General features: G+C 69.6%; 17 protein-coding genes. 12 read left to right on the top strand and 5 right to left on the bottom strand.

Features of this window, described 5'->3' with window-relative positions:
• Window positions 1–7: 7 nt before the first annotated feature.
• Genes SGRAN_RS05540 through SGRAN_RS05550 form a run of 3 tightly spaced genes read right to left on the bottom strand, consistent with a single transcriptional unit; the run spans window position 8 to window position 3,368 of the window.
• Entirely contained in the window at window positions 8–1,057 is a 1,050-nt protein-coding gene (locus tag SGRAN_RS05540; protein WP_067181399.1) for an ABC transporter substrate-binding protein, read from the bottom strand.
• Entirely contained in the window at window positions 1,054–2,178 is a 1,125-nt protein-coding gene (locus SGRAN_RS05545; RefSeq protein WP_148650804.1) for an ABC transporter ATP-binding protein, read from the bottom strand. The genes SGRAN_RS05540 and SGRAN_RS05545 overlap by 4 nt, the downstream gene beginning before the upstream one ends.
• On the bottom strand, window positions 2,172–3,368 hold the full coding sequence (locus SGRAN_RS05550; protein ID WP_067181401.1) for an aminotransferase-like domain-containing protein: 1,197 nt from the start codon (window positions 3,366–3,368) through the stop codon (window positions 2,172–2,174). Before SGRAN_RS05550 ends, SGRAN_RS05545 begins: the two co-directional genes overlap by 7 nt.
• A gap of 159 nt (window positions 3,369–3,527) precedes the next feature.
• Between SGRAN_RS05550 and SGRAN_RS05555 the strand changes: the two genes are divergently transcribed.
• From SGRAN_RS05555 to SGRAN_RS05575, 5 genes are read left to right on the top strand one after another with little or no spacing between them, the layout of a single operon-like run.
• Window positions 3,528–4,922, top strand: coding sequence for an amidohydrolase (locus SGRAN_RS05555; protein WP_067181403.1), 1,395 nt, complete (start codon window positions 3,528–3,530; stop codon window positions 4,920–4,922).
• Window positions 4,919–6,199, top strand: a complete 1,281-nt coding sequence (locus SGRAN_RS05560; protein WP_067181406.1) for an amidohydrolase family protein — start codon at window positions 4,919–4,921, stop codon at window positions 6,197–6,199. Before SGRAN_RS05555 ends, SGRAN_RS05560 begins: the two co-directional genes overlap by 4 nt.
• A complete protein-coding gene (locus SGRAN_RS05565) occupies window positions 6,196–6,918 on the top strand; it encodes a hypothetical protein (RefSeq protein WP_067181409.1) in 723 nt (240 codons plus the stop codon). Before SGRAN_RS05560 ends, SGRAN_RS05565 begins: the two co-directional genes overlap by 4 nt.
• Before the next feature lie 11 nt (window positions 6,919–6,929).
• Window positions 6,930–8,336 carry an amidohydrolase gene (locus tag SGRAN_RS05570; RefSeq protein WP_082737096.1) on the top strand — a complete coding sequence of 469 codons (1,407 nt, stop codon included), beginning with the start codon at window positions 6,930–6,932 and terminating at the stop codon, window positions 8,334–8,336.
• Window positions 8,333–9,589: an amidohydrolase family protein gene (locus tag SGRAN_RS05575; protein ID WP_067181415.1), complete on the top strand. Its 1,257-nt coding sequence runs from the start codon at window positions 8,333–8,335 to the stop codon at window positions 9,587–9,589. The genes SGRAN_RS05570 and SGRAN_RS05575 overlap by 4 nt, the downstream gene beginning before the upstream one ends.
• An 8-nt stretch (window positions 9,590–9,597) precedes the next feature.
• Here the strand turns inward: SGRAN_RS05575 and SGRAN_RS05580 are convergent, their stop codons facing one another.
• Both SGRAN_RS05580 and SGRAN_RS05585 read right to left on the bottom strand, forming a co-directional pair.
• Window positions 9,598–12,408: a M16 family metallopeptidase gene (locus SGRAN_RS05580; RefSeq protein WP_067181417.1), complete on the bottom strand. Its 2,811-nt coding sequence runs from the start codon at window positions 12,406–12,408 to the stop codon at window positions 9,598–9,600.
• A gap of 44 nt (window positions 12,409–12,452) precedes the next feature.
• Window positions 12,453–13,787, bottom strand: coding sequence for an amidohydrolase family protein (locus SGRAN_RS05585; protein WP_082737098.1), 1,335 nt, complete (start codon window positions 13,785–13,787; stop codon window positions 12,453–12,455).
• A gap of 139 nt (window positions 13,788–13,926) precedes the next feature.
• Here SGRAN_RS05585 and SGRAN_RS05590 point away from each other — a divergent pair, with 139 nt between their 5' ends.
• The 7 genes from SGRAN_RS05590 (at window position 13,927) to SGRAN_RS05620 (ending at window position 21,341) form a co-directional block, all read left to right on the top strand.
• Window positions 13,927–14,853 (top strand): 4-hydroxy-tetrahydrodipicolinate synthase family protein, encoded by a 927-nt coding sequence (locus SGRAN_RS05590; protein WP_067181420.1) that lies wholly within the window; start codon window positions 13,927–13,929, stop codon window positions 14,851–14,853.
• Window positions 14,854–15,059: 206 nt separating this feature from the next.
• The gene (locus tag SGRAN_RS05595) at window positions 15,060–16,100 is read left to right on the top strand and encodes a rod shape-determining protein (protein ID WP_067181423.1); all 1,041 of its coding nucleotides are present in this window, start codon (window positions 15,060–15,062) and stop codon (window positions 16,098–16,100) included.
• Window positions 16,101–16,387: 287 nt separating this feature from the next.
• The gene (locus tag SGRAN_RS05600; protein ID WP_067181426.1) at window positions 16,388–17,164 is read left to right on the top strand and encodes an SDR family NAD(P)-dependent oxidoreductase; all 777 of its coding nucleotides are present in this window, start codon (window positions 16,388–16,390) and stop codon (window positions 17,162–17,164) included.
• Window positions 17,161–17,964: an enoyl-CoA hydratase/isomerase family protein gene (locus SGRAN_RS22920; protein ID WP_082737099.1), complete on the top strand. Its 804-nt coding sequence runs from the start codon at window positions 17,161–17,163 to the stop codon at window positions 17,962–17,964. The genes SGRAN_RS05600 and SGRAN_RS22920 overlap by 4 nt, the downstream gene beginning before the upstream one ends.
• A gap of 59 nt (window positions 17,965–18,023) precedes the next feature.
• Window positions 18,024–18,725 (top strand): UdgX family uracil-DNA binding protein, encoded by a 702-nt coding sequence (locus SGRAN_RS05610; protein WP_311880708.1) that lies wholly within the window; start codon window positions 18,024–18,026, stop codon window positions 18,723–18,725.
• A gap of 13 nt (window positions 18,726–18,738) precedes the next feature.
• Entirely contained in the window at window positions 18,739–19,752 is a 1,014-nt protein-coding gene (locus SGRAN_RS05615) for a ligase-associated DNA damage response exonuclease (protein ID WP_067181430.1), read from the top strand.
• Entirely contained in the window at window positions 19,749–21,341 is a 1,593-nt protein-coding gene (locus tag SGRAN_RS05620) for a cisplatin damage response ATP-dependent DNA ligase (RefSeq protein ID WP_067181433.1), read from the top strand. The genes SGRAN_RS05615 and SGRAN_RS05620 overlap by 4 nt, the downstream gene beginning before the upstream one ends.
• Window positions 21,342–21,382: the final 41 nt, after the last annotated feature.

Here is a 21,382-nt window from a genome sequence, read left to right on the forward strand (position 1 = left end):
CGGCGGATCAGCGCGCGACCCAGGCGTTGAACCGCTGGGTGAGCTGGTCGCCGTACTCGACCCAGAAATCGGCGTTGAGTTCGAGCGCGCCGACCATGTTCGCGGGGTCGCTCGGCGTATCGCGCTTCAGCTCCGGGCCGACCTCGCGGTTCGCTTCGATGTTGGTGAGGCCGGTCGGGATGAAGCGCGCCAGCCGCATCTGGCTTTCGGGCCGCGTCATGTAGCGCAGCAACTGGGCGGCCTCGGCCTTGCGCGGGCTGTTGGCCAGGATGACCCAATAATCGACGGCATAGATGTTGCCGTGCCAGTTCAGCTTGAAATGGCGGCCTTCGGTGCGGTTGGCGACGACCAGCCGGCCGGGGCTGGTCACCGACATCACCACCTCGCCCGACCCCAGCAGGTCGGGAACCTGCGAGATCGACGACCACCAGACGACATGCGGCTTGATTTCGTCGAGCTTGCGGAAAGCGCGATCGACCCCCGCCGGCGTGCGGAGCGTCGGATAGACCTGGTCGGGCGGCACGCCGTCCGCCATCAGGGCGAACTCCAGCGAATATTTGGGGGTCTTGCGCATGCCGCGCTTGCCGGGAAAGCGCCTGACGTCCCAGAAATCGGCCCAGCTTTGCGGACCGGCCCCGCGGATGCGGTCGCCGTCATAGCCGATCACATAGGACCACAGCATCGCGCCCACGCCGCAGTCGTGCACCGCCGCGGGCAGGAAGGCGTCGCGTCCGCCGAGCGCGGCCCAGTCGAGCCGCTGGAACAAGCCTTCCTCGCAGCCGAGGATCAGATCCTCGGTCTCGACCTGGACGATGTCCCAGCTCGTGTCGCCACCGGTCACCTTGGTGCGGATCACGCCGACGCCACCGCGCCAGCTGTCCTCGCGCAGCGGGATGCCGGTCGCCTGCGAGAAGGACGACCAATAGGCCTGCCGGTGCGCGTCCTGCGAGGAGCCGCCCCAGCCGACCACGGTCAGGGGGCGAAGGTCGGACCCCGATCCGCAGGCGCCGAGCGTAAGCAGTGCCAGCGCGCCGAGCGCTCTCAGCCGGAATGTCATGATCCCTCTCCCCCCGGATTCGAGCCATCCGCCGCCGGAAAGACGAAGCAGCGGTCGGTGCACCAGCCGATCGCCAGCCGGTCCCCCGGCTTTACGTCCCGGTCGGCGGAAACCCGTGCGATCAGCGATCCGCCGCCGTCGAGGCCGACATGGATGCGACGGTGATCGCCGTGATAGACAAGCTGGTCGACGCGTCCGTCGAGCGCGTTGCAACAGGGGAGCGGCTGCTCGCCCATCTCGATATGTTCGGGCCGGATCGCCGCGACGACGGCGGTGCCGGGGGTGAAGGTGGCGGCCGCGGTCGCCCGCACGATCTGGCCGCCCGCCAGCCGGATCGCGCACTGGTCGCCCTGCTGCGTGATCACCGTTGCGGCGAGGCGGTTGTTTTCGCCCATGAAACCGGCGACGAAGGCATTGGCGGGCCGTTCGTATATCGTATCGGGCGGGCCGAGTTGCTGCACCCGTCCGTCGGCGAACACCGCGATGCGGTCGGACAGCGTCAGCGCCTCGCTCTGGTCGTGGGTGACATAGAGGATGGTGAGGCCGAGCGCGCGCTGGATGCGCTTGATCTCGATCTGCAGATGTTCGCGAAGCTGGCGGTCGAGCGCGCCCAGCGGCTCGTCCATCAGCACCAGGTCGGGTTCGAAGACCAGTGCGCGCGCCAGCGCGACGCGCTGCCGCTGGCCGCCCGACAATGCGTCGGGCCGTCGGTCGCCAAGACCTTCGAGCCGAACCAGCGCCAGCGCCGCTTCGACCTTCGCTGCCGCATCGGCGCCGCGAATGCCGCGGACGCGCAGGGGAAAGGCGATATTCCCGGCGACGCTCATGTGCGGGAACAATGCGTAATTCTGAAAGACGACGCCCATGTTGCGCTTGTGCGGCGGCCGGTCGGCAAGCGAGCGGCCATCGAGATATATGTCGCCCTCGCTCGGCGTCTCGAACCCCGCGAGCATCATCAGCGTCGTCGTCTTGCCCGAGCCCGAGGGGCCGAGCAGGGTCAGGAATTCGCCGCGCTCGACCGCCAGGTCGAGCCCGGCCACCGCGGCAGCGGCGCCGGCCGCATAGCGTTTCTCGACGCCGCGGAACTCGACCAGGGGCGAGGCGGATGCCGCCATCAGCATGTCATCGATCGATAGACGGCGCCCAGTCGCCGCACGCCCTCTTCGATCTGCGGCGGCGTGGCATAGCTGTAGGCCAGCCGGACGTGATTGCGCGGGACGCCCGCGCCTTGCGACGCGAAGAAGCGGCTTCCGGCGATCAGGTGCACGCCCGCTTCGGCCGCACGCGCCGCGAGCTGGTCGCCGTCGGCCTCGTCGGGCAGCGTCACCCAGACATAATAGCCGCCTTCGGGCGCCGCGACGCGGGCGGTGGGCAGTTCGCGCGCCAGCGCCGTCATCATGGCGTCGCGGCGCTCCCGATAGGCCGCCTGCACGCGCGCGATATGCGCGGGAAAGGCAGGGGAACTCGCAAACCCATGAATGATCCTCTGGATCAGCGGCGAAGAACCGCCTTCCGATTTGAGCGCGATCATCCGCGCGATCAGCGCGGGTTCGGCGGCGACCCAGCCGATGCGCAGTCCGGGGGCGACCAGCTTGGAAAAGCTGCCGAGGTGAAAGATCGATCCCGACCGGTCGAGCGCTTTGAGCGGCGCCTGGTCCGCGCCTTCGAAGCGCACGCGGCGATAGGGGCTGTCCTCGATGATCGCGATACCGCGCTCCTCCGCGAGCGCGACCAGCGCGGCGCGGCGCGCGTCGGGCATCGTCGTGCCGGTCGGATTGTGGAATTCGGGGACGTTGTAGATCAGCTTGGGCGCCGCCCGGCCGGCGGCGGCGCGGCGATCGAGTTCGGCGGCAAGCGCCGCGACGTCGAGGCCCGCCGCATCCTGCCCGACCTCGATGAACTCGACGCCGAAATTGCGGAAGATCGGCACCGCGGTGAAATAGGTCGGCGCGGTCACCACGATCGCGTCGCCTTCGTCGAGCAGCAGCCGGCAGACGAGGTCGATCCCCTGCTTCGCGCCGTTGGTGACCAGGATGTGGTCGGCGGTCAGGTCGCAGCCGTTGGCATTCATCCACTCCGCCAGCCACGCGCGCATATAGGGCTGGCCGCGGCCCGATGCATATTGCAGCGCCTCCTCGCGATGCGCGCCGAGGGCCGCCTCGGCATAGGGCGTCAGGTCGGGCAGCAGTTGCGGCGCGGCGAAACCCGAATCGAAGAAGATCGTCCCCTCGTCGAACTCGGATGGAAAATGCGGGGCCGGAAAGCGCGTCGACAGGGGTCTTGCCCGGCGTGCCAGACGATCATCACTCAACAAATCCTGTGCCCCTCTCCTGCGCCTCGCCTGTTCGCGAAGCGGCTCACCCTGCCCGGAACGATGGTTCGGGCCGACGAATCCGCCATCATCCGACGACCAAAAAGCGAGTGGCGGATTTGCGCGCGCCATCGCTCGTGCTGGTCGGGAGGGGGAAGAATGCGACGACGTCTGCGATATACGGGGGGACGGGCCGTCGGCGCCTTATGGGCCGCGCTCGCGCTTGCCGCCGGCGGCGCCATTGCCGCCGATCCGGCCGCCGAAGGACCCTTTCCCAGCACCTATCGGCCGGCCGCCGCGGCGCCGACCGCCATCGTCGGCGCGACGCTGCTGACCGGAACGGGCGCCGAGATCGCCGATGCGACGCTGCTGATGCGCGACGGCCAGGTCGAGGCGGTGGGCGCGAACCTTGCCGTTCCCGACGGCTACGCGCGCATCGACGGTCGCGGCAAATGGGTGACACCGGGGATCATCGACGCGCATTCGCATCTCGGCGTCTATCCTTCGCCGGCCACGCCGTCGCATCAGGACGGCAACGAAGCCGTCGCACCGAACACCGCGGAGGTGTGGGCCGAACATTCGGTCTGGCCGCAGGACCCGAAATTCCGTCTCGCGCGCGCCGGCGGGGTGACGACGCTGATGGTGCTTCCGGGTTCCGCGAACCTGTTCGGCGGGCGCTCCGTGACGCTCAGGAATGTTCCCGCGGTGACGACGCAGGGCATGAAATTCCCCGGCGCTCCCTATGGATTGAAGATGGCGTGCGGTGAGAATCCGAAGCGCGTCTATGGCGCGCGGGGCCGGTCGCCGGCGACGCGGATGGGCAATGTCGCGGGCTATCGCAAGGCATGGATCGACGCTGCGGATTATGCGCGCAAATGGGACCGGTGGGAAAGCGGCGGGCGCACCGGCGAACCGCCGAAGCGCGATTTGCAGCTCGAAACGCTCGCCGGGGTGCTGAAGGGCGAGATTCTGGTCCAGAACCACTGCTACCGCGCCGACGAGATGGCGGTGATGATCGACGTCGCGCACGAATTCGGCTTTCGCATCCGCGCCTTCCATCACGCGAACGAGGCCTACAAGATCATACCCCTGTTGGTGAAGGAGGACATCTGCGTCGCCACCTGGGCCAACAGTTGGGGCGCGAAGATGGAATCGCTCGACGGGATAGAGGAAAATGCGCCGATGATCGACGCCGCGGGCGGCTGCGCGATCATCCACTCGGATGACGGCCTGCTGATCCAGCGGCTCAATCAGGAGGCGGGAATCGCGATGACCGCGGCCAACCACGCCGGCCTGTCGATCACCCGCGGCGAGGCGATCCGGTGGATCACCTCCAATCCGGCCAGGGCGCTCGGCATCGCCGACCGGGTCGGCTCGCTCGAACCCGGCAAGATGGCCGACGTCGTGCTGTGGAGCGCCAATCCGTTCAGCGTCTACGCGCTTGCCGACCGGGTCTGGATCGACGGCGTGCCGATGTGGGATCGCGGCGATCCGCGTTATCGCTTGCCGTCGGACTTCCTGCTCGGCCAGCCCGGTCAGGATTTCGCGCGATGACCCGTCTCGGCCTTTTCCTGCTGGCGCTGGTCTGCACCGGCCCGGCCGCGGCGGAAACCGTCGCGATCACCGGCGGCCGCGTCGTCACCATGGGGCCCGCGGGCGACATCGCCGACGGGACGGTGGTCATCGCCGACGGCCGTATCGTCGCGGTCGGCGCGGGCGTCGCGGTGCCGCCCGATGCGACGGTCATCGACGCGCGCGGCAAGGTCGTGACGCCGGGGTTGGTCGCGGCGGGGACGGCGCTCGGCCTCGTCGAGGTGCGGATGGTCGCCGCCGCCGACGATCGCGCCACCCACAAGCGCGACATCAGCGCCGCGTTCGACGCCGGCTATGGGCTCAATCCCGATTCGCTGCTCGTGCCTGTTGCGCGGCTGGGCGGCATCACCCGTGCGATCGCCACCCCCGCCTACGACGACAAGGGGGACCGCGAACTGCCGTTCGCCGGGCAGGCGGCGGCGGTCGTGCTCGACGGCCGCCCGATGCTGATGCGGCGCGGGGTCGCGATGGTGCTCGAAATGGGCGAGGGCGGCGCCGAACGAACGGGCGGCGCACGCGGCGGAGAGTTGGCCCTGCTGCACGCGCTCTTTGCGGAGGTGCGCGATTTCAAGGCGCGCCGCGCCGCCTATGACCGCGGCGAAACGCGCGCCTACATCCTGTCGCGCGCCGATATGGAGGCGTTGATCCCCGTCGTCGACGGCCGGATGCCGCTGCTCGTCACCGTCAACCGCGCCTCCGACATCCGCGACGCGCTTGCGATGGCCCGCGCCGAAGGCGTGAAGCTGATCCTCGAGGGCGTCGCCGAGGGCTGGCGCGTGGCGGGCGAGATCGCCGCGGCGGGCGTCCCGGTCCTCGTCACCCCGGTCCAGAACAGCCCGGCGTCGTTCGAAGCGCTCGGCGCGACGCTCGCCAACGCCCGCCGTCTCGCCGAAGCCGGCGTGCTGGTCGCGATCGAGGGCAACGGCAATCATCGGGAGCGCGAACTGCGCTACAATGCCGGCAACGCGGTCGCCAGCGGCCTCGACTGGCGCGCCGGACTGGCCGCGATCACGATCAATCCGGCGCGCATCTTCGGGCTCGCCGACCGTGTCGGCTCGCTCGAATCGGGCAAGGACGGCGACGTCGTCGTCTGGGACGGCGATCCGCTCGACACGCTGACGCGGCCCGTCGCCGTGCTGATCCGCGGCGCCCGCCAGCCCATGACCTCGCGCGCCACCGAATTGCGCGACCGCTATCTTCCGACCGTCCGGTCTTCCGCCGAAGGAGAAACCCCATGAACGTGAACAAGCTGCTTTTGCTGTATTCGGGTATATTGACCGCGGCCTTCGCGTTCGCGGTGGTGAGCGAGGCGGGGGCCGACACGCGGCCGGGCAAGGCGGCGTTCGAAGAGATCGACGTCAAGCGGATCAACGTGCGCGAGGACGACGGGACGATCCGCATGATCGTATCGAACAGCAGCCACGCGCCGGGCATCATCATGCACGGCAAGGAACGTCCGCATCCCGCCGGCAATCGCGGCGCCGGGATCATCTTCTACAATGAGGAAGGGTCCGAAAACGGCGGCCTGACCTTTGCGGGCAAGACCGGTCCCGACGGCAAGGTGTCGGGCGGCGGGCATCTGAGCTTCGACCAGTATGAGCAGGATCAGGTGATCCAGCTGACCCAGAGCGAATATGACGGGCGGCGCTGGGCGGGGATGATCATCAGCGACCGGCCCGATCAGCCGCTCGACTTCGATCTCGCCGAACGCATCTCGAAGATGCCCGACGGTCCGGAACGCACCGCGCTGCTGGAGAAGGTGCAGGCGGAGGGCAGCTTCGGGCGCCAGCGCCTCTATGTCGGCAAGACGCGCGATCGCGATTCGGCGGTGATGCTCAGCGACGCGATGGGGCGGCCGCGCATCCGGATGCAGGTGACGTCCGACGGCAAGGCGTCGATCGACTTCCTCGACGAAAAGGGCGCCCTCATCCGGTCCGTCGCCCCCAACACGCCGTGATGGGTCACGCGATGGCAGCGCGTCCGCTCCTCGTCGCGGCGGCGGCCTTCGCGCTCGCCGGCTGCGCCGCGTCCGACGGGGCGGGGCCGCAGGCGGCATCCGCCGGGCCCGCTGCGCCCACCGTCCATTCGGCCCCTTTCCCGAGCACCTATCGTCCGCCGGCAACCCGGCCGGTCGCTCTGGTCGGCGCCACCGTGCTCACCGCGACGGGGGAGGAGATCGCCAACGGCACGGTGCTGATGGAGGATGGAAAGATTGCCGCGGTCGGCGCCGGGCTGCCGGTTCCGGCGGGCTATCGGGCGATCGACGCGCGCGGCAAGTGGGTGACGCCGGGGGTGATCGACGCCCATTCGCATCTCGGCGCCTGGTCGCAGCCCGACAGCGTCGGCGCGCTCAACGACGTCAACGAGATGACCGACCCCAATACGGCGCAGATGTGGGTCGAACATTCGATCTGGCCGCAGGACCCCGGTTTCGACACGGCGCGCGAGGCGGGCGTGACGACGCTGATGGTGCTTCCGGGCTCCGCGAACCTGTTCGGCGGCCGCACCGTCACGCTCAAGAACGTGCCCTCGGCCACCGTCCAGGGCATGAAATTTCCCGATGCCCCCTATGGCATCAAGATCGCCTGCGGCGAGAATCCGAAGCGCGTCTATGGCGCGCGCGGCCGGTCGCCGGCGACGCGGATGGGCAATGTCGCGGGTTATCGCAAGGCGTGGATCGACGCCGCCGACTATGCGCGCAAATGGGATCGGTGGGAAAGCGGCGACCGCACCGGCGAGCCGCCGAAGCGCGACCTGCAGCTCGAAACGCTCGCCGGGGTGCTGAAGGGCGAGATATTCGTCCAGAACCATTGCTACCGTTCCGACGAGATGGCCAACATGATCGACATCGCGCACGAGTTCGGCTTTCGGATTCGCGCCTTCCATCACGCGAACGAGGCCTACAAGATCGCGCCCCTGCTGGTGAAGGAGGACATCTGCGTCGCCACCTGGGCCAACTGGTGGGGCTACAAGATGGAGGTGTTCGACGCGATCGAGGAGAATGCCGCGCTCGTCGAGGCGGCGGGCGGCTGCGCGATCATCCATTCCGATGACCCGGTCCTGATCCAGCGCTTGAATCAGGAGGCGGCGGTGGCGCTGTCGGCCGCCTGGCGCGCCGGGCTGAAGATCGAAAAGGCCCGGGCGATCCGCTGGTTCACCGCCAACCCGGCCCGGGCACTCGGCATCGCCGACCGGGTCGGCACGCTCGAACCGGGCAAGAATGCCGACGTCGTGCTGTGGAGCGCCGATCCCTTCAGCATCTATGCGCGCGCCGACAAGGTCTGGATCGACGGCGGTCTCGTCTTCGATCGCGACGATCCATCCTATCGGCGCCATTCCGACTTTCTGGTCGGGCAAGCGGGAGAAAGGCCATGATCCGCTTCCTCGCCGCCTGCGCGGCGCTCGCCCTCGCGGCGCCGGCGGCCGCCGAAACCGTCGCCATCGTCGACGCGACGCTGCTGACGATGACCGAGGCCGGGACGATCGCGAAGGGGACGGTCCTGATCCGCGACGGACGCATCGCGTCGATCGGCGCAAATGTCGCGGTTCCGCCCGACGCCCGCATTGTCGACGGTCGCGGCGGCGTCGTCACGCCGGGCTTCATCCAGGCCGACAGCACCCTTGGCGCGGTCGAGGTCAGCCAGGTGCCGGCGAGCGCCGACCGCGCGACGCACAGCCGGACGATCAGCGCCGGCTTCGACATCTCGCTGGGGCTCAATCCCGATTCGATCCTGCTGCCGGTCTCGCGGCTTGCGGGAATCACGCACGCGGTCACCACGCCGCTCTACGACGACCGGTCCGGGCGTGACCTGCAATTCTCGGGGCAGGCGGCGGTGATCGATCTGGCGCAGCGCCCCGACATGGTCACGCGGCCGCGCGTGGCGATGGTGCTCGAAATGGGGGAGGGCGGTGCTGAGCGCGCGGGCGGCGCGCGCGGATCGGCGATCGTGGCGCTGCGTGCGACGCTCGCCGACGTCCGCCATTTTGCGCGCCACCGCGCCGCCTACGACCGTGGGGAAGGGCGGCCGCAGACGCTGTCGCGCATCGACCTCGAAGCGCTGGTGCCGGTGGCGGAAGGCCGCATGCCGCTGATCGTCAAGGTCGATCGTGCGTCGGATATCGTCGAGATGATCGCGCTGGCCCGCGAGGAGGGACTGCGCATCATCCTCGACGGCGCCGAAGAGGGCTGGCGGGTGGCCGATGCCATCGCGGCGGCGAAGGTGCCGGTCATCGTCGACCCGCTGGCCAACCTGCCGCACAGCTTCTCGCAGGTCGGCGCGTCGATGGACAATGCCGCGCGGCTGCACGCCGCCGGGGTTGCCGTCGTCCTCAAGGCCGGCAGCGGCGTCGCGCATCGCGCGCGCGAACTGCGCTACAGCGCCGGCAACGCGGTGGCCTGGGGCCTGCCGCACGATGCTGCGGTGGCTGCCATCACCATCAACCCGGCGCGCGTTTTCGGGGTCGCCGACCGCATCGGGTCGCTGGCCGTCGGACGCGCGGCCGACCTGATATTGTGGAGCGGCGATCCGCTCGAGCCGCTGTCGCAGCCCCGCCTGATCTTCGTCGAGGGGCTCGAAAAGCCGCTGACCGCCCGGCCGCTAGACCTGCGCGACCGCTATTTGCCCTGAGCGTCGGCTCAGGGCAGCGGCTTGCCGTCGACGTCGATCAGCTTCACGGCGGGATAGCGCTCGCGCAGCGCCGCGATCCACTGTTTCGAATCGCCGGCAAGAATCAGCGTCGCCCGATCGCTCCGGATATGTCCGGCGACCGTTGCGGCGATGTCTTCGGGGGATGGCGGCGCCTTCGCGGACACTTCGGATGCGAGCACGTCGAGCGACGCATCGCTGGCAACCAGCGTCGAGAGATAGTTGGCGAGACCCGCCGCGCGCTCGGTCTGGCTCGACAGTCCGTTGGCGACGAATGTCGCGCGGTCGGCGATCCGGGCGGCGTCCATGGGCTCGCTGCGCAGGCGCGCGATCTGGTCGAGCACCAGCCCTGCGACCTCGATCGCCGATTCGGTCTTGGTCTGCGTCGCGGCGATCAGGACGGTGGCGTCGCGGCGCACGTCGAGCAGACTGCCGGCGCTGTAGCTGAGGCCGCGCTTGACGCGGATCTCCTGGCTCAGCCAGCCTTGGAAGCCGCCGCCCAGGCCCGCGTTGATGACGCGCAGCGCGGGCCAGCCCGCATCGCCCCGCCCGACGGCCGGAAGCGCCGCGACCACGGCGGTCTGGCCGGCGCCGGGCATGTCGATGGCGATGATCTGCGGCGCGCGGGGCGCGGACGCTGCGCGGGGCTGCGGCGCGGGGACGGCGGCTTCGCCTTTCCAGCCCCCGAAAATGCGATCGGCCAGCGCAAAGCCCTGATCGGGCGACAGCGCGCCCGCGACGATCAGCGTCGCGTTACTTGGAATCCACCATTGGCGCTGCGCCGCGACCAGCCCGTCGCGTGTGACCGCTGCCAGCGTCGCTGCGCTGGGTGTGCGGCCATAGGGGGCGTCGCTGAACAGGGCGGCCGGCACGGTGCGTAGCGCCGTCTGGAGCGGCTGCTTGTGCGCGACGGTGATGGCGGCGACCTGCTGGCTGCGGACGCCGTTGAGGGCGTCGGCGGGGAAGTCGGGGCGGATCGCGACGTCGGCCAGGATATGCGCCGCGGCTTCGGCGTTGGCTGCAGGCACCTGAACCGACAGGACGGTCGCGTCGGATTCGGAACTCGCCGCGATCGTGCCGCCGAGCGCCGCGATGTTGCCGGCGATCCGCTCGGCACTCCGCCCCCCGGCGCCTTTCAGCGCCAGCGCCGCGGCGATGTCGCCGCGCCCGGCCTCGCCCGGCGGGTCGGCGGCGTCGCCTCCGTCGATCACCAGCGTCAGCGCGGCCAGGGGCACGTCGGATGACCGGGCGACGACGACGCGCAACCCGTTGGCAAGGCGGCGCTCGGCAACCGACGGCAGCGTCGCGGGGACCGCCGCACCGGGTTGCGGCGGCGGCTCGCGGTCGGCCTCGCTCGCCAGCGTCACGGACGGCGCGCTCGCCGGCGGCACCGCCGGGCCCATCGCCGTCACGTCGGGCGCGCGGTCGCCGGCGTAGCCCGCGGGCCGCAGGCTTTCGTCGCGATAGCGGAGCGTCACGCGGCTCGCATCGGCCAGCCAGCGGCGCGCGATCCGCTGAAGGTCCGCCGGCGTGATCGCGCGGATGGTGGCGAGCCGTTCGTCGACCAGATGCGGATCGCCGGTCAGCACCGCGCCGCCGCCCAGCGCATAGGCGCGGCCGCGCGCCGTTTCGCGGGCGGAGAGCGCATCGCCGAACAGGCCGTTCTTCGCCGCCGCCAGTTCGCCCGGATCGAGCGGCGTATCGCGCAGCCTGGCGATCTCGGCGGCGAAGGCCGCCTCGGCTTCGCTTGGGTCGCGATCCTTGGCCAGCGTCACGACCAGCGCAAAGGCGTAGCCGTCGCGCGCGGGCAGGTTGTAACTGGTGACGGCGGACGCAAGCCCCTTTTCGTCGACGAGCGCGCGGCGCAGGCGCGACGCCGCGCCGCGGGTCAGCACGGCCTCGATCAGGTCGATTCCGGCCGCGTCACGGTCGGCTGCGGCGGGCGCGCGCCATGCGAACGCCAGCGCCGGCAGCGGCACGTTCGGCGCATAGGCGTCGATCGTCCGCGCCGCCACCGGACGCCCCTTGGCCGGATCGCGCGGAATGGCCCGCTGCGGCCGTGCGATCGACCCGATGTAGCGGTCCGCCCAGGCATCCAGCGTCTCGGGGTCGAAATTGCCCGAGACCACGAAGACCGCGTTGTCGGGCCGATAATAGGCTTCGTGAAAGGCGCGCACGTCGGCCAGCCGGGCCTGGTCGAGGTCGGCGAGCGAGCCGCCGATCGGGCGGGCATAGGGGTGCCCGTCGAAGGCGAAGGCGGGCAGCAGCGTATAGAGGATGCGGCCATAGGGCTGCGCCAGGACGCGCTGGCGCAGCTCCTCCTTGACGACGTCGCGCTCCGAATGAAAGCTTACCTCGTCGATCACCAGATTGCGCAGCCGCTCGCCTTCGAGCCACATCATCGCCTCGAGCCGGTTGGCGGGGGCGGTGACATAATAGTCGGTGTAGTCGAACAGCGTCGACGCGTTGGCGGTGCCGCCCATCGCGTTCACCGCCTCCAGCACCCCGCCGGGCAGATTCCGGGTCGTCTTGAACATCAGATGCTCGAACAGATGGGCAAAGCCGCCGCGCGCGGGGGGATCGTCGCGTTGGCCGACATCGTACCAGATGTTGATCGACACCGTTGCGGTGCCCGTGTCCCGGATCGCGTAGAGGGTCGCGCCATTGGCGAGAACGCGCTTCGTGAAATCGAGTTTCGGCACGTCGAGCAGGGCCGGCGCCGCCGCTGCCGTCTGTGCCGCGGCCGGCGTGAAGGACAGCGGGCTGGCGGCGAGAAGCAGGAGAGGGATCAGGCGGCGCATCGGAATCTCCCTGAATAGCGTAAGGGCTTCGGGCAAAGAGGGGGTCAGCGGAGCAGCGAGATGCCGTCGCGTCGCACCACGCGGCCGCGCTGCATGACGAACAGTGGTCGCTCGGTCGCGCGGATGTCGGTGAGCGGGTTGCCGGGGACGGCGACGATGTCGGCCCATTTGCCGGGCGTCAGCGTGCCCATCTCGGCTTCGAGGCCGATCAGCCGCGCCGCATTGCTGGTGCCCGCGAGCAGCGCCGCGCCGGGGCGCATTCCCGCCTCGACCATCAGCGCGAACTCCATCGCATTGCGGCCGTGGCCGTCGGGACGGACCGTCGCGTCGGTCCCGAGCGCGATCGGGACTCCGATGCGCAGCGCGGCGCGGAACATGTCCGCGTGCGCGGCGGCGGCGACATGCGCCTTTTCGGCGATGTTGGGGGGATAGCCGTCGGCGTGGCTCTCGACCCAGTCGAGCGCCATGAAGGTGGGGACCAGATACACGCCTTTCGCGCGCATCAGTTTCAGCGTGTCCTCGGACAGGAAACTGCCATGCTCGATCGAATCGATGCCCGCCTCGACCGCCAGCCGCGAGGCCGCGTCGCCGTGCGAGTGCGCGGCGACCTTGCGTCCCCATTTATGGGCTTCGCCGATCACCGCCTCCAGTTCTTCGCGCGTCAGTTGCGGGACGTCGACGGGGTCGTAGGACAGCACGCCGCCGGAGGCGCAGACCTTGATCGCGTCGGCGCCCCACTTGATCTGGTCGCGCACCGCCTCGCGACACTGGTCGGCGCCGGTGCAGACGCCCTCGCGCGGGGTCAGCGGGGCGACGCGCTGCGCGGGAAAGGGGGGACGGTCGCAGCTGCCGCCCGTCGCGGTGATCGCATTGCCGGCGGCCAGGATGCGGGGCCCCGGCGTCAGGTCCGCCGCGATCGCGTTGCGGAGCCCGACGTCGATGAACTCGCGGCCGCCGACATGGCGCACCGCCGTGAAACCGGCCTCAAGCGTCCGGCGCGCGTTGGCGGCGGCATAAAAGGCCATTTCGGTCGGGTTGCGCATCAGCTCGTTGAGCGTCTTGCGATAGTAATTCTCGTCGGGTTCGAGCGTCAGGTGCGAGTGGACGTCGATGAAGCCCGGCAGCAGCGTCGCGTCGCCCAGGTCGATGACCTCGGCGCCTTCGGGAATCGCCGCATCGCCGCCCACCGCGACGATCCGGCCGGCCCGCACGACGACGACGGCATCGCTGCGCAGTCGCTCGCTCGTCGCGTCGAACAGGTGCGCGGCGCGAAGCACGACCGTTTTTTCGCTATCCTGTGCCGATCCGGTCGCGCCGGCGCAGAGCAGAAGGACGCCCGCCAGCCCCGCGCGCGCGATGCGTTGAATGGCTTTCAGCATGGCATGTCCCCCGACCCCTTCGGCAAAGACGCGAACGCCCTATCGCATAGGAGCGACGAGTGCGCCGAATCCGCCAGCGCGATAGCGGATTTCGCGTCGCCATCCATCTGTTCATGCGCGGCAGCAACAGGGGAGCAGCATGTCCAAGAGCCGGATCGAGGGATCGTTCGTCGCCACCGTCACACCGTTCGACAGCCGCGGAGAGATCGATTTCGGCGCCTGGCGGACCCTGATCGATCATCAGCATCGCCACGGCACCGCGGCGATGCTGTTCCTGGGATCGACCGGCGAACCATCGCTGCTGTCGCCCGAGGAGAAGCAGCGGGTGATCGTCGAGACCGCGAAGATGCGGCCGCCGGGGATGCTCTTCTACTACGGCTGCACCGGGGCCTCGACGGCGCAGGTGATCGACAATGTGCGCTTTGCCGCCGCCAATGGCGCCGACGGCGCGATTATCGCCGCGCCTCCCTATATCTGCGCGCCGGAGACCGATATCGAGCAATTCTATCTCGACGTCGCCGATGCGTCGGACCTGCCGCTCGGCATCTACAACAACCCGCCGCGCGTGAAGACCGACCTTCATTGGGACCAGCTGCTGCGGCTTTTCCGCCATCCCAATATCGTCGTGCACAAGGAATCGACGGGCCGCGTCGGGCAGGTGGCGCAGATTCTCGCGGCCGCACCCGACGTTTCGGTGATGTGCTGCGATTCCCCCAATCTCGGGCTGGTCGTGCCGACGATGGCGTTGGGCGGGCACGGGACCGCGAACATGAGCGGCAATCTGGCCCCGGCCGAAATGGCCGCGATCTCGAAACCCTGGACGGGTGCCGACGATGCCGCCGCTTTTCGCGAGCGCTATCTGGAGCTGCTGCCGCTGCTGCATTTTCATTATTCGGCGATCAACCCGGTCGCCATCAAGTCGCTGATGCGCGCCTGCGGGTTGCCGGTCGGCGAATTGCGCCGGCCGCTTCGCGGCCTGTCGCCGGCGCAGGTCGAGACGGGGCTGGAATTCATCCGCACGAGCGGAATGGGGGCTCGCTACGGCTATACCACCGGGACGGCGTGAACAGGGCGCGGCGATCGCGCGATCCCTGGAGCGTCCGGGAACTGCCGGATTTTCGGTCAGGCGCGGGAAACCCACGGTCCGGCTCGCACGGTTATTGACCTGGCCTCGCCCTTTACCCATGCGGACGGCTTGCTTGGGCAAGCGTGGGCCGGGGGGCGGGGCGCTTGATTCGGGCGCGACAAGGATCAAAGGTTTCGTCCCCGTTCATGACCATATTCCAGCGCTTCGCGCCGCACGCGCATGACATCGCCATCGACCTCGGGACGGTGAACACCGTCATCTACGTTCGCGGTCGGGGGATCGTGCTCAACGAACCGTCGGTCATCGCGCTCGAAACGCGCGACGGGATTCGCCACGTCAAGGTCGTCGGCAACGACGCCAAGCCGATGATGGGCAAGACGCCCGCCAATATCGAGGCGATCCGGCCGCTCCGCGACGGGGTGATCGCCGACATCGACGTCGCCGAACAGATGATCAAGCATTTCATCGACAAGGCGCTCGGCGGGCCGAGCCGCCTGCGCCGCCGCAGCCACGTCGTCGTCTGCGTCCCCTCCTGCTCGACGCATGTCGAGCGCCGCGCGATCCGCGACGCGGCCTCCAACGCCGGCGCCATCAGCGTCCAGCTGATCGAGGAACCGCTGGCCGCGGCGATCGGCGCCGGGCTGCCGGTGACCGAACCGCGCGGAACGATGGTCGTCGACATCGGCGGCGGCACTACGGAGGTCGCGGTGCTGTCGCTCGGCGGCGTCGCCCACAGCAGTTCGGTGCGCGTCGGCGGCGACAAGATGGATGACATGATCGCCTCGTCGATCCGCCGCAAGCACAACATGATGATCGGCGAAATGACCGCCGAGCGCGTCAAGCTCGCGATCGGCTCGGCCGTCGCACCGCAGGGCGAGGGCATCGTCATGGCCGTCAAGGGGCGCGACCTCGTCACCGGCCGGCCGTCCGAAGTCCAGGTGTCCGAAGCGGAGATAGCGGAGGCGCTCGCCGAACCCGTCGGCCAGATCGTCAGCGCGGTGAAGGCGGCGCTCGAACGCACGCCTCCCGAACTGTCGGCCGACATCATCGAGGAAGGCATCACGCTGACCGGCGGCGGGGCGCTGCTGCGCCGCATGGATCAGGCGATCGCCAAGGCGACCGGCCTGCCCGTCCGGGTGGCGGAAGAAGCGCTGATCTGCGTCGCGATGGGCGCGGGCCTGACCTTCGACGATCAAAGCTATCGCGGCATATTGATGGCCGCCTGACGGCCGCGCAGGCCGATGGGAATATCCTTTTCGGCTGCCCGAACCCTCATCCCCCGCCCGCCACCGTTGGCGGCTGCGACGGGGGAATAGGTTGGTTGTGCACGGGAAGAACATTAAGAGAACAAATGATGGCTGTCAAGCTGCGCATGCACGCGATGGCGACACAGTTTGAAATGCGTCGCGTGACTTTGCTTGGAGGGGAGGCGCCCGCCGCCGCCCCACGCTCCCCTCGGTTGACGTAAACGGTAACTTGTCTATCGGTCGCTGCATCGGAACGGGAGACATCTATGAGCAAGGAACCGCAATTCGATCTTTCGGGGCGCGTCGCGCTGGTGACGGGGGCGTCGTCGGGGCTCGGTGCCGGGTTCGCGCGGGCGCTGGCCGCGGCGGGCGCGAAAGTCGTGCTGGCCGCGCGGCGCGCCGACCGGCTCGCCGAACAGGTCGCCGCGATCGAGGCGGCGGGCGGGCAGGCGGTCGCGGTGTCGCTCGACGTGACCGACGAGGCGTCGACCAAGGCCGCCTATGATGCCGCGGAGGCGGCGTTCGGTACCGTCGACACGATCATCGCCAACGCCGGTGTGGCGACCGAGAAGGTGGCGCTGGGACTCGTGGTCGAAGAGGTCGACGGCCTGCTCGCCGCCAATGTCCGCGGCGTCTTCCTGACCGTGACCGAGGGCGCGCGGCGGCTCGAAGCCGCGGGCAGCCGCGAGCGGCAGCACGGCCGCGTCGTCATCATCGGCTCGATCACCGCCGACAAGGTGTTCCCGGCGACCTCTGTCTATGGCGCGACCAAGGCGGCGGCGCGCCACATGGGCAAGGCGTTCGCGCGCGAATGGGCGCGGCGCGGGATCAACGTGAACGTCATCCAGCCCGGCTATTTCGAATCCGAGATGACCGCCGAACTGTTCAGCAGCGAGGCGGGTCGCAAGTTCGTCGCCAGCTTCCCGCGCCAGCGGCTGCGCCCGGCCAGCGACCTCCATGCGCCGCTGCTCTTCCTCGCCTCCGACGCGTCGGCGGGGGTGACCGGCAGCGTCATCACCGTCGACGACGGCCAGACCCTGTGACGGACGAAGCGAAGGGCGAACTGGTCGTCGAGCGTCGCGGCGCGGTCGAGATCGCGACGCTCAACCGGCCCGAGCGGCTGAATGCGCTGAACGAAGGGCTGGTCGAGGCGCTGAACGCCTATTTCGGCGGGCTCGCCGAACGCAAGGATGTGCGCGTCGTCCTGCTGCGCGGCGCCGGTCGCGGCTTCTGCGCCGGGCTCGACATCCAGGAAGACCGGACCGGCGACGAAACGCCGGTGCTGCGCACGCTGCGGACCCAGACCGATATCGGCAATATCTATCGCAGGATGCGCGCCTGCCCGCAGCCGATCATCGCGCTCGGCCATGGCGCCGCGGCGGGCGGGGGGCTGTCGCTGCTGCTCGCGTCGGACGTGCGCTACGGCGCGCCCGACTTTCGCTGCAACGCCGCCTATATCCGCATCGGGCTCGGCGGCTGCGACATGGCGTCGAGCTATTTCCTGCCGCGTCTCGTCGGGGCGAGCCTCGCGTCGGAGATGATCCTGACCGGGCGCTTCGTCGGCGCGGAGCGGGCGCTCGCGGCGGGGCTGATCAGCGAGATCGTCGACGAGGACAAGCTGCTCGACCGCGGGCTCGCGCTCGCCGAAGAGATGCTCGCGACCAGCCCATGGGGCCTGCGTCTGTCCAAGCAGGCGCTGAACCTCAACATCGACGCGCCAAGCCTGGAAGCGGCGATGGCGATCGAGGACCGGCAGCAGGTGATCCTGTCGGCGACCGAGGATTACAAGGAAGCGCTCACCGCTTTCCTCGACAAGCGCCCGCCCGAATATCGCGAGCGATAGCGGGCCTTCGGAAGGAAAGACGGCGACCCGGGCGTCCCTGCCCTGGAAAGGCGAGCCGGATTCGAGCAGAACAGGAACGGAAGCGCGCGGCGGCCGTTTCGGGAACGACCCGTACGGAGACGGAACCGACCCGCGTGCCCGAAGATCAGCCATCCGCCGATGCCTCCGACGCTCCCGCAACGCTGTCCGCGCTGGCGGCGGCAGTCGATCGCTGCACGCGCTGCCCGCTCTATCGCCACGCGACGCAGGGCGTGGCGGGCGAGGGGCCGAAGAGAGCGCGCATCATGCTGATCGGCGAACAGCCGGGCGATCAGGAGGACCGGCAGGGCCGGCCGTTCGTCGGCCCGGCGGGCCGGCTCCTCGACGCCGCGCTGGACGAAGCCGGGCTCGACCGCCGGCGGCTGTTCCTCACCAATGCGGTCAAGCATTTCAAGTTCACACCGCGCGGCAAGCGGCGGCTGCACCAGACCCCGACCACCGGAGAGGTCGATATCTGCCGCTGGTGGCTCGACAGGGAGCGCGCATTGGTGCAGCCCGATCTCATCGTCACGCTGGGCGCCACCGCGCTGCGTGGGGTGACGGGAAAGAGCGCAAGCATCCGGTCGATGCGCGGGCGTGCGGTGGAACTGGAGGGAGGCGCAAGGCTGGTGGCGACGGTCCATCCGTCCTTCCTGCTCCGTATGCCCGATCGCGAGCGCGCGACGCAGGAGCGTGCCGCCTTCGTCGCCGACCTCGTTCGGGCGCGGACGCTGCTGGCGTGACGGGGGCTGTCTGATGGCGCGTACGGCGGCCTGGCTCGAACCGCATCCGCATGGCCTCTACGTGCGGCCGGCCGATCTGTGGATCGACCCGTCGCGCCCGGTCGAGCGCGCGGCGGTGACGCACGGCCATGCCGACCATGCGCGCAGCGGCCATCACGCGGTTTTCGCGACGCCGGAGACGCTGGCGATCATGGCGCTGCGCTATGGCGTCGATACCGCGGCAAGCCGCAATGCCGCCTTCGCCTACTGCGACGGGTTCGAACGCGGCGGCGTGCGCTTTTCCTTCCACCCCGCCGGACACGTCCTCGGCAGCGCGCAGATCGCGATGGAATATCGCGGCGAGCGGATCGTCGTCACCGGCGATTACAAGCGCCGCGCCGACCCGACCTGTGCGCCGTTCGAAATCGTCCCCTGCGATATCTTCATCACCGAGGCGACCTTCGGCCTCCCGGTGTTCCGCCATCCGCCGACCGACGGAGAGATTGCGAAGCTGCTCGCTGCGGTGCGCGCCGAGCCCGACCGCTGCGTCCTCGTCGGCGCCTATGCGCTGGGCAAGGCGCAGCGCGTGATCGCCGAACTGCGCCGCGCGGGATGGGATGCGCCAATCTTCATCCACGGCGCGCTCGAACGCATGTGCGCGCTCTACGCCGCCCATGGCGTCGCGCTTGGCGACCTGCGGCTGGTCGGCGAGACCGCAAAGGCCGAAATGGCGGGGCAGGTCGTGCTCGCGCCGCCCTCCGCCCTGCACGACCGCTGGTCGCGGCGGCTGCCCGATCCGATCACCGCGATGGCCTCGGGCTGGATGCGGGTGCGCCAGCGCGCGCGGGCGCGCATGGTCGAACTGCCGCTCGTCATCTCCGACCATGCCGACTGGGACGAACTCACCGCGACGATCGCCGAGGTCGAACCGCGCGAAAGCTGGATCACCCACGGCAGCGAAGAAGGGCTGCTGCGCTGGTGCGAACTGACGCAGCGCCGGGCGCGCGCACTGCATCTCGTCGGGCGCGATCTGGAGGAAGAGGCGTGAAGCGCTTCGCGGCCCTGATCGACCGGCTGGTCTACACGCGCTCGCGCAACAGCAAGCTGGCGCTGATCGTCGATTACCTCCGCCACACACCCGATCCTGATCGCGGCTGGGCGCTCGCGGCGCTGACCGACGCGCTCGACTTCCCGGCGGTGAAGGCGGGAACGGTGCGCGCGCTGCTCGCGACGCGGGTCGACGAGGAACTGTTCCGCCTGTCGCGCCATTTCGTCGGCGACACGGCGGAGACTGCGGCCTTGCTGTGGCCGGACGGTTCAGGGAAAAAGGGCGATATCAGCGTTTCCGCTGCCGTCGACGCCCTCTCCGCCGCGACGCGCAGCGATGCGCCCGCGGTCCTTGCTTCGCTGCTCGACCGCCTCGACGCCGACGGCCGCTATGCGCTGCTCAAGCTGGCGCTCGGCGGGATGCGGGTCGGGGTGTCGGCGCGGCTCGCGAAGCAGGCCTTCGCGCAGGCGTTCGATGTGCCGGTCGATGACGTCGAGGAATTGTGGCACGCGATCCCGCCGCCCTATGCGCCGCTCTTCGCGTGGGGCGAGGGGCGCGCCGCCCGGCCCGATCTTGCCGACGTCGCCTTCTTTCGCCCCTTCATGCTCGCGCACCCGCTCGACGAGGGCGAGGCGATCGATTTAGCCGCCTTCGCCGCCGAATGGAAATGGGACGGCATCCGCGTCCAGATCGCGCGCGGCGGGAGCGGGGGCGGCGGCGAGACGCGCCTCTACAGCCGCGGCGGCGAGGATATCGGCGCCGCCTTTCCGGAACTGCTCGCCGCCTTCGACCAGGATGCGGTGATCGACGGCGAACTGCTGGTGCGCGGCGAGGCGCAGGGCGGGGTCGAGGGGGGCGCCGCCAGCTTCAACGCGCTCCAGCAGCGGCTCGGGCGCAAGACGGTGACGAAACGGATGCTCGCCGACTATCCCGCCTTCGTGCGCGTCTACGATCTGCTCGGCGTCGACGGCAACGACCTGCGCCTGCTGCCATGGACCGAGCGGCGGCGGCAGCTGGAAGCGTTCGTGCCGCGGCTCGCGATCAGCCATTTCGACCTGTCGCAGGTCATCGAGGCGCGCGATTTCACGCATCTGGCGGAGTTGCGCGCGGGCGCGCGCGACGCGGCGATCGAGGGGGTGATGCTCAAGCGGCGCGACGCCCCCTATGTTGCCGGTCGCCGCGCCGGGCTGTGGTACAAGTGGAAGCGCGACCCGCTGACCGCCGACTGCGTGATGATGTATGCGCAGCGCGGCAACGGGCGGCGCGCCAGCTTCTATTCGGATTACACCTTCGGCTGCTGGTCCGACGCGGGCGAACTGCTGCCCGTCGGCAAGGCCTATTCGGGCTTCACCGACGAGGAGCTGAAATGGCTCGACAAGTTCGTGCGCGACCACACCACCGATCGCTTCGGCCCGGTGCGCGAGGTCGAAAAGACGCTGGTGCTGGAGGTCGCCTTCGATTCGATCCATCCGTCGAAGCGGCACAAGTCAGGGCTCGCGATGCGCTTCCCGCGCATCGCCCGCATCCGGCGCGACAAACCGGCGGAAGAGGCCGACCGCATCGCGACGCTGAAGGCGATGGCGACATGACTGGCCGGGCAGGAAAATTTGCCTTCGCAGGGTTGTAAGCG

Source organism: Sphingopyxis granuli (assembly GCF_001559015.1).
Classification (GTDB): domain Bacteria; phylum Pseudomonadota; class Alphaproteobacteria; order Sphingomonadales; family Sphingomonadaceae; genus Sphingopyxis; species Sphingopyxis granuli.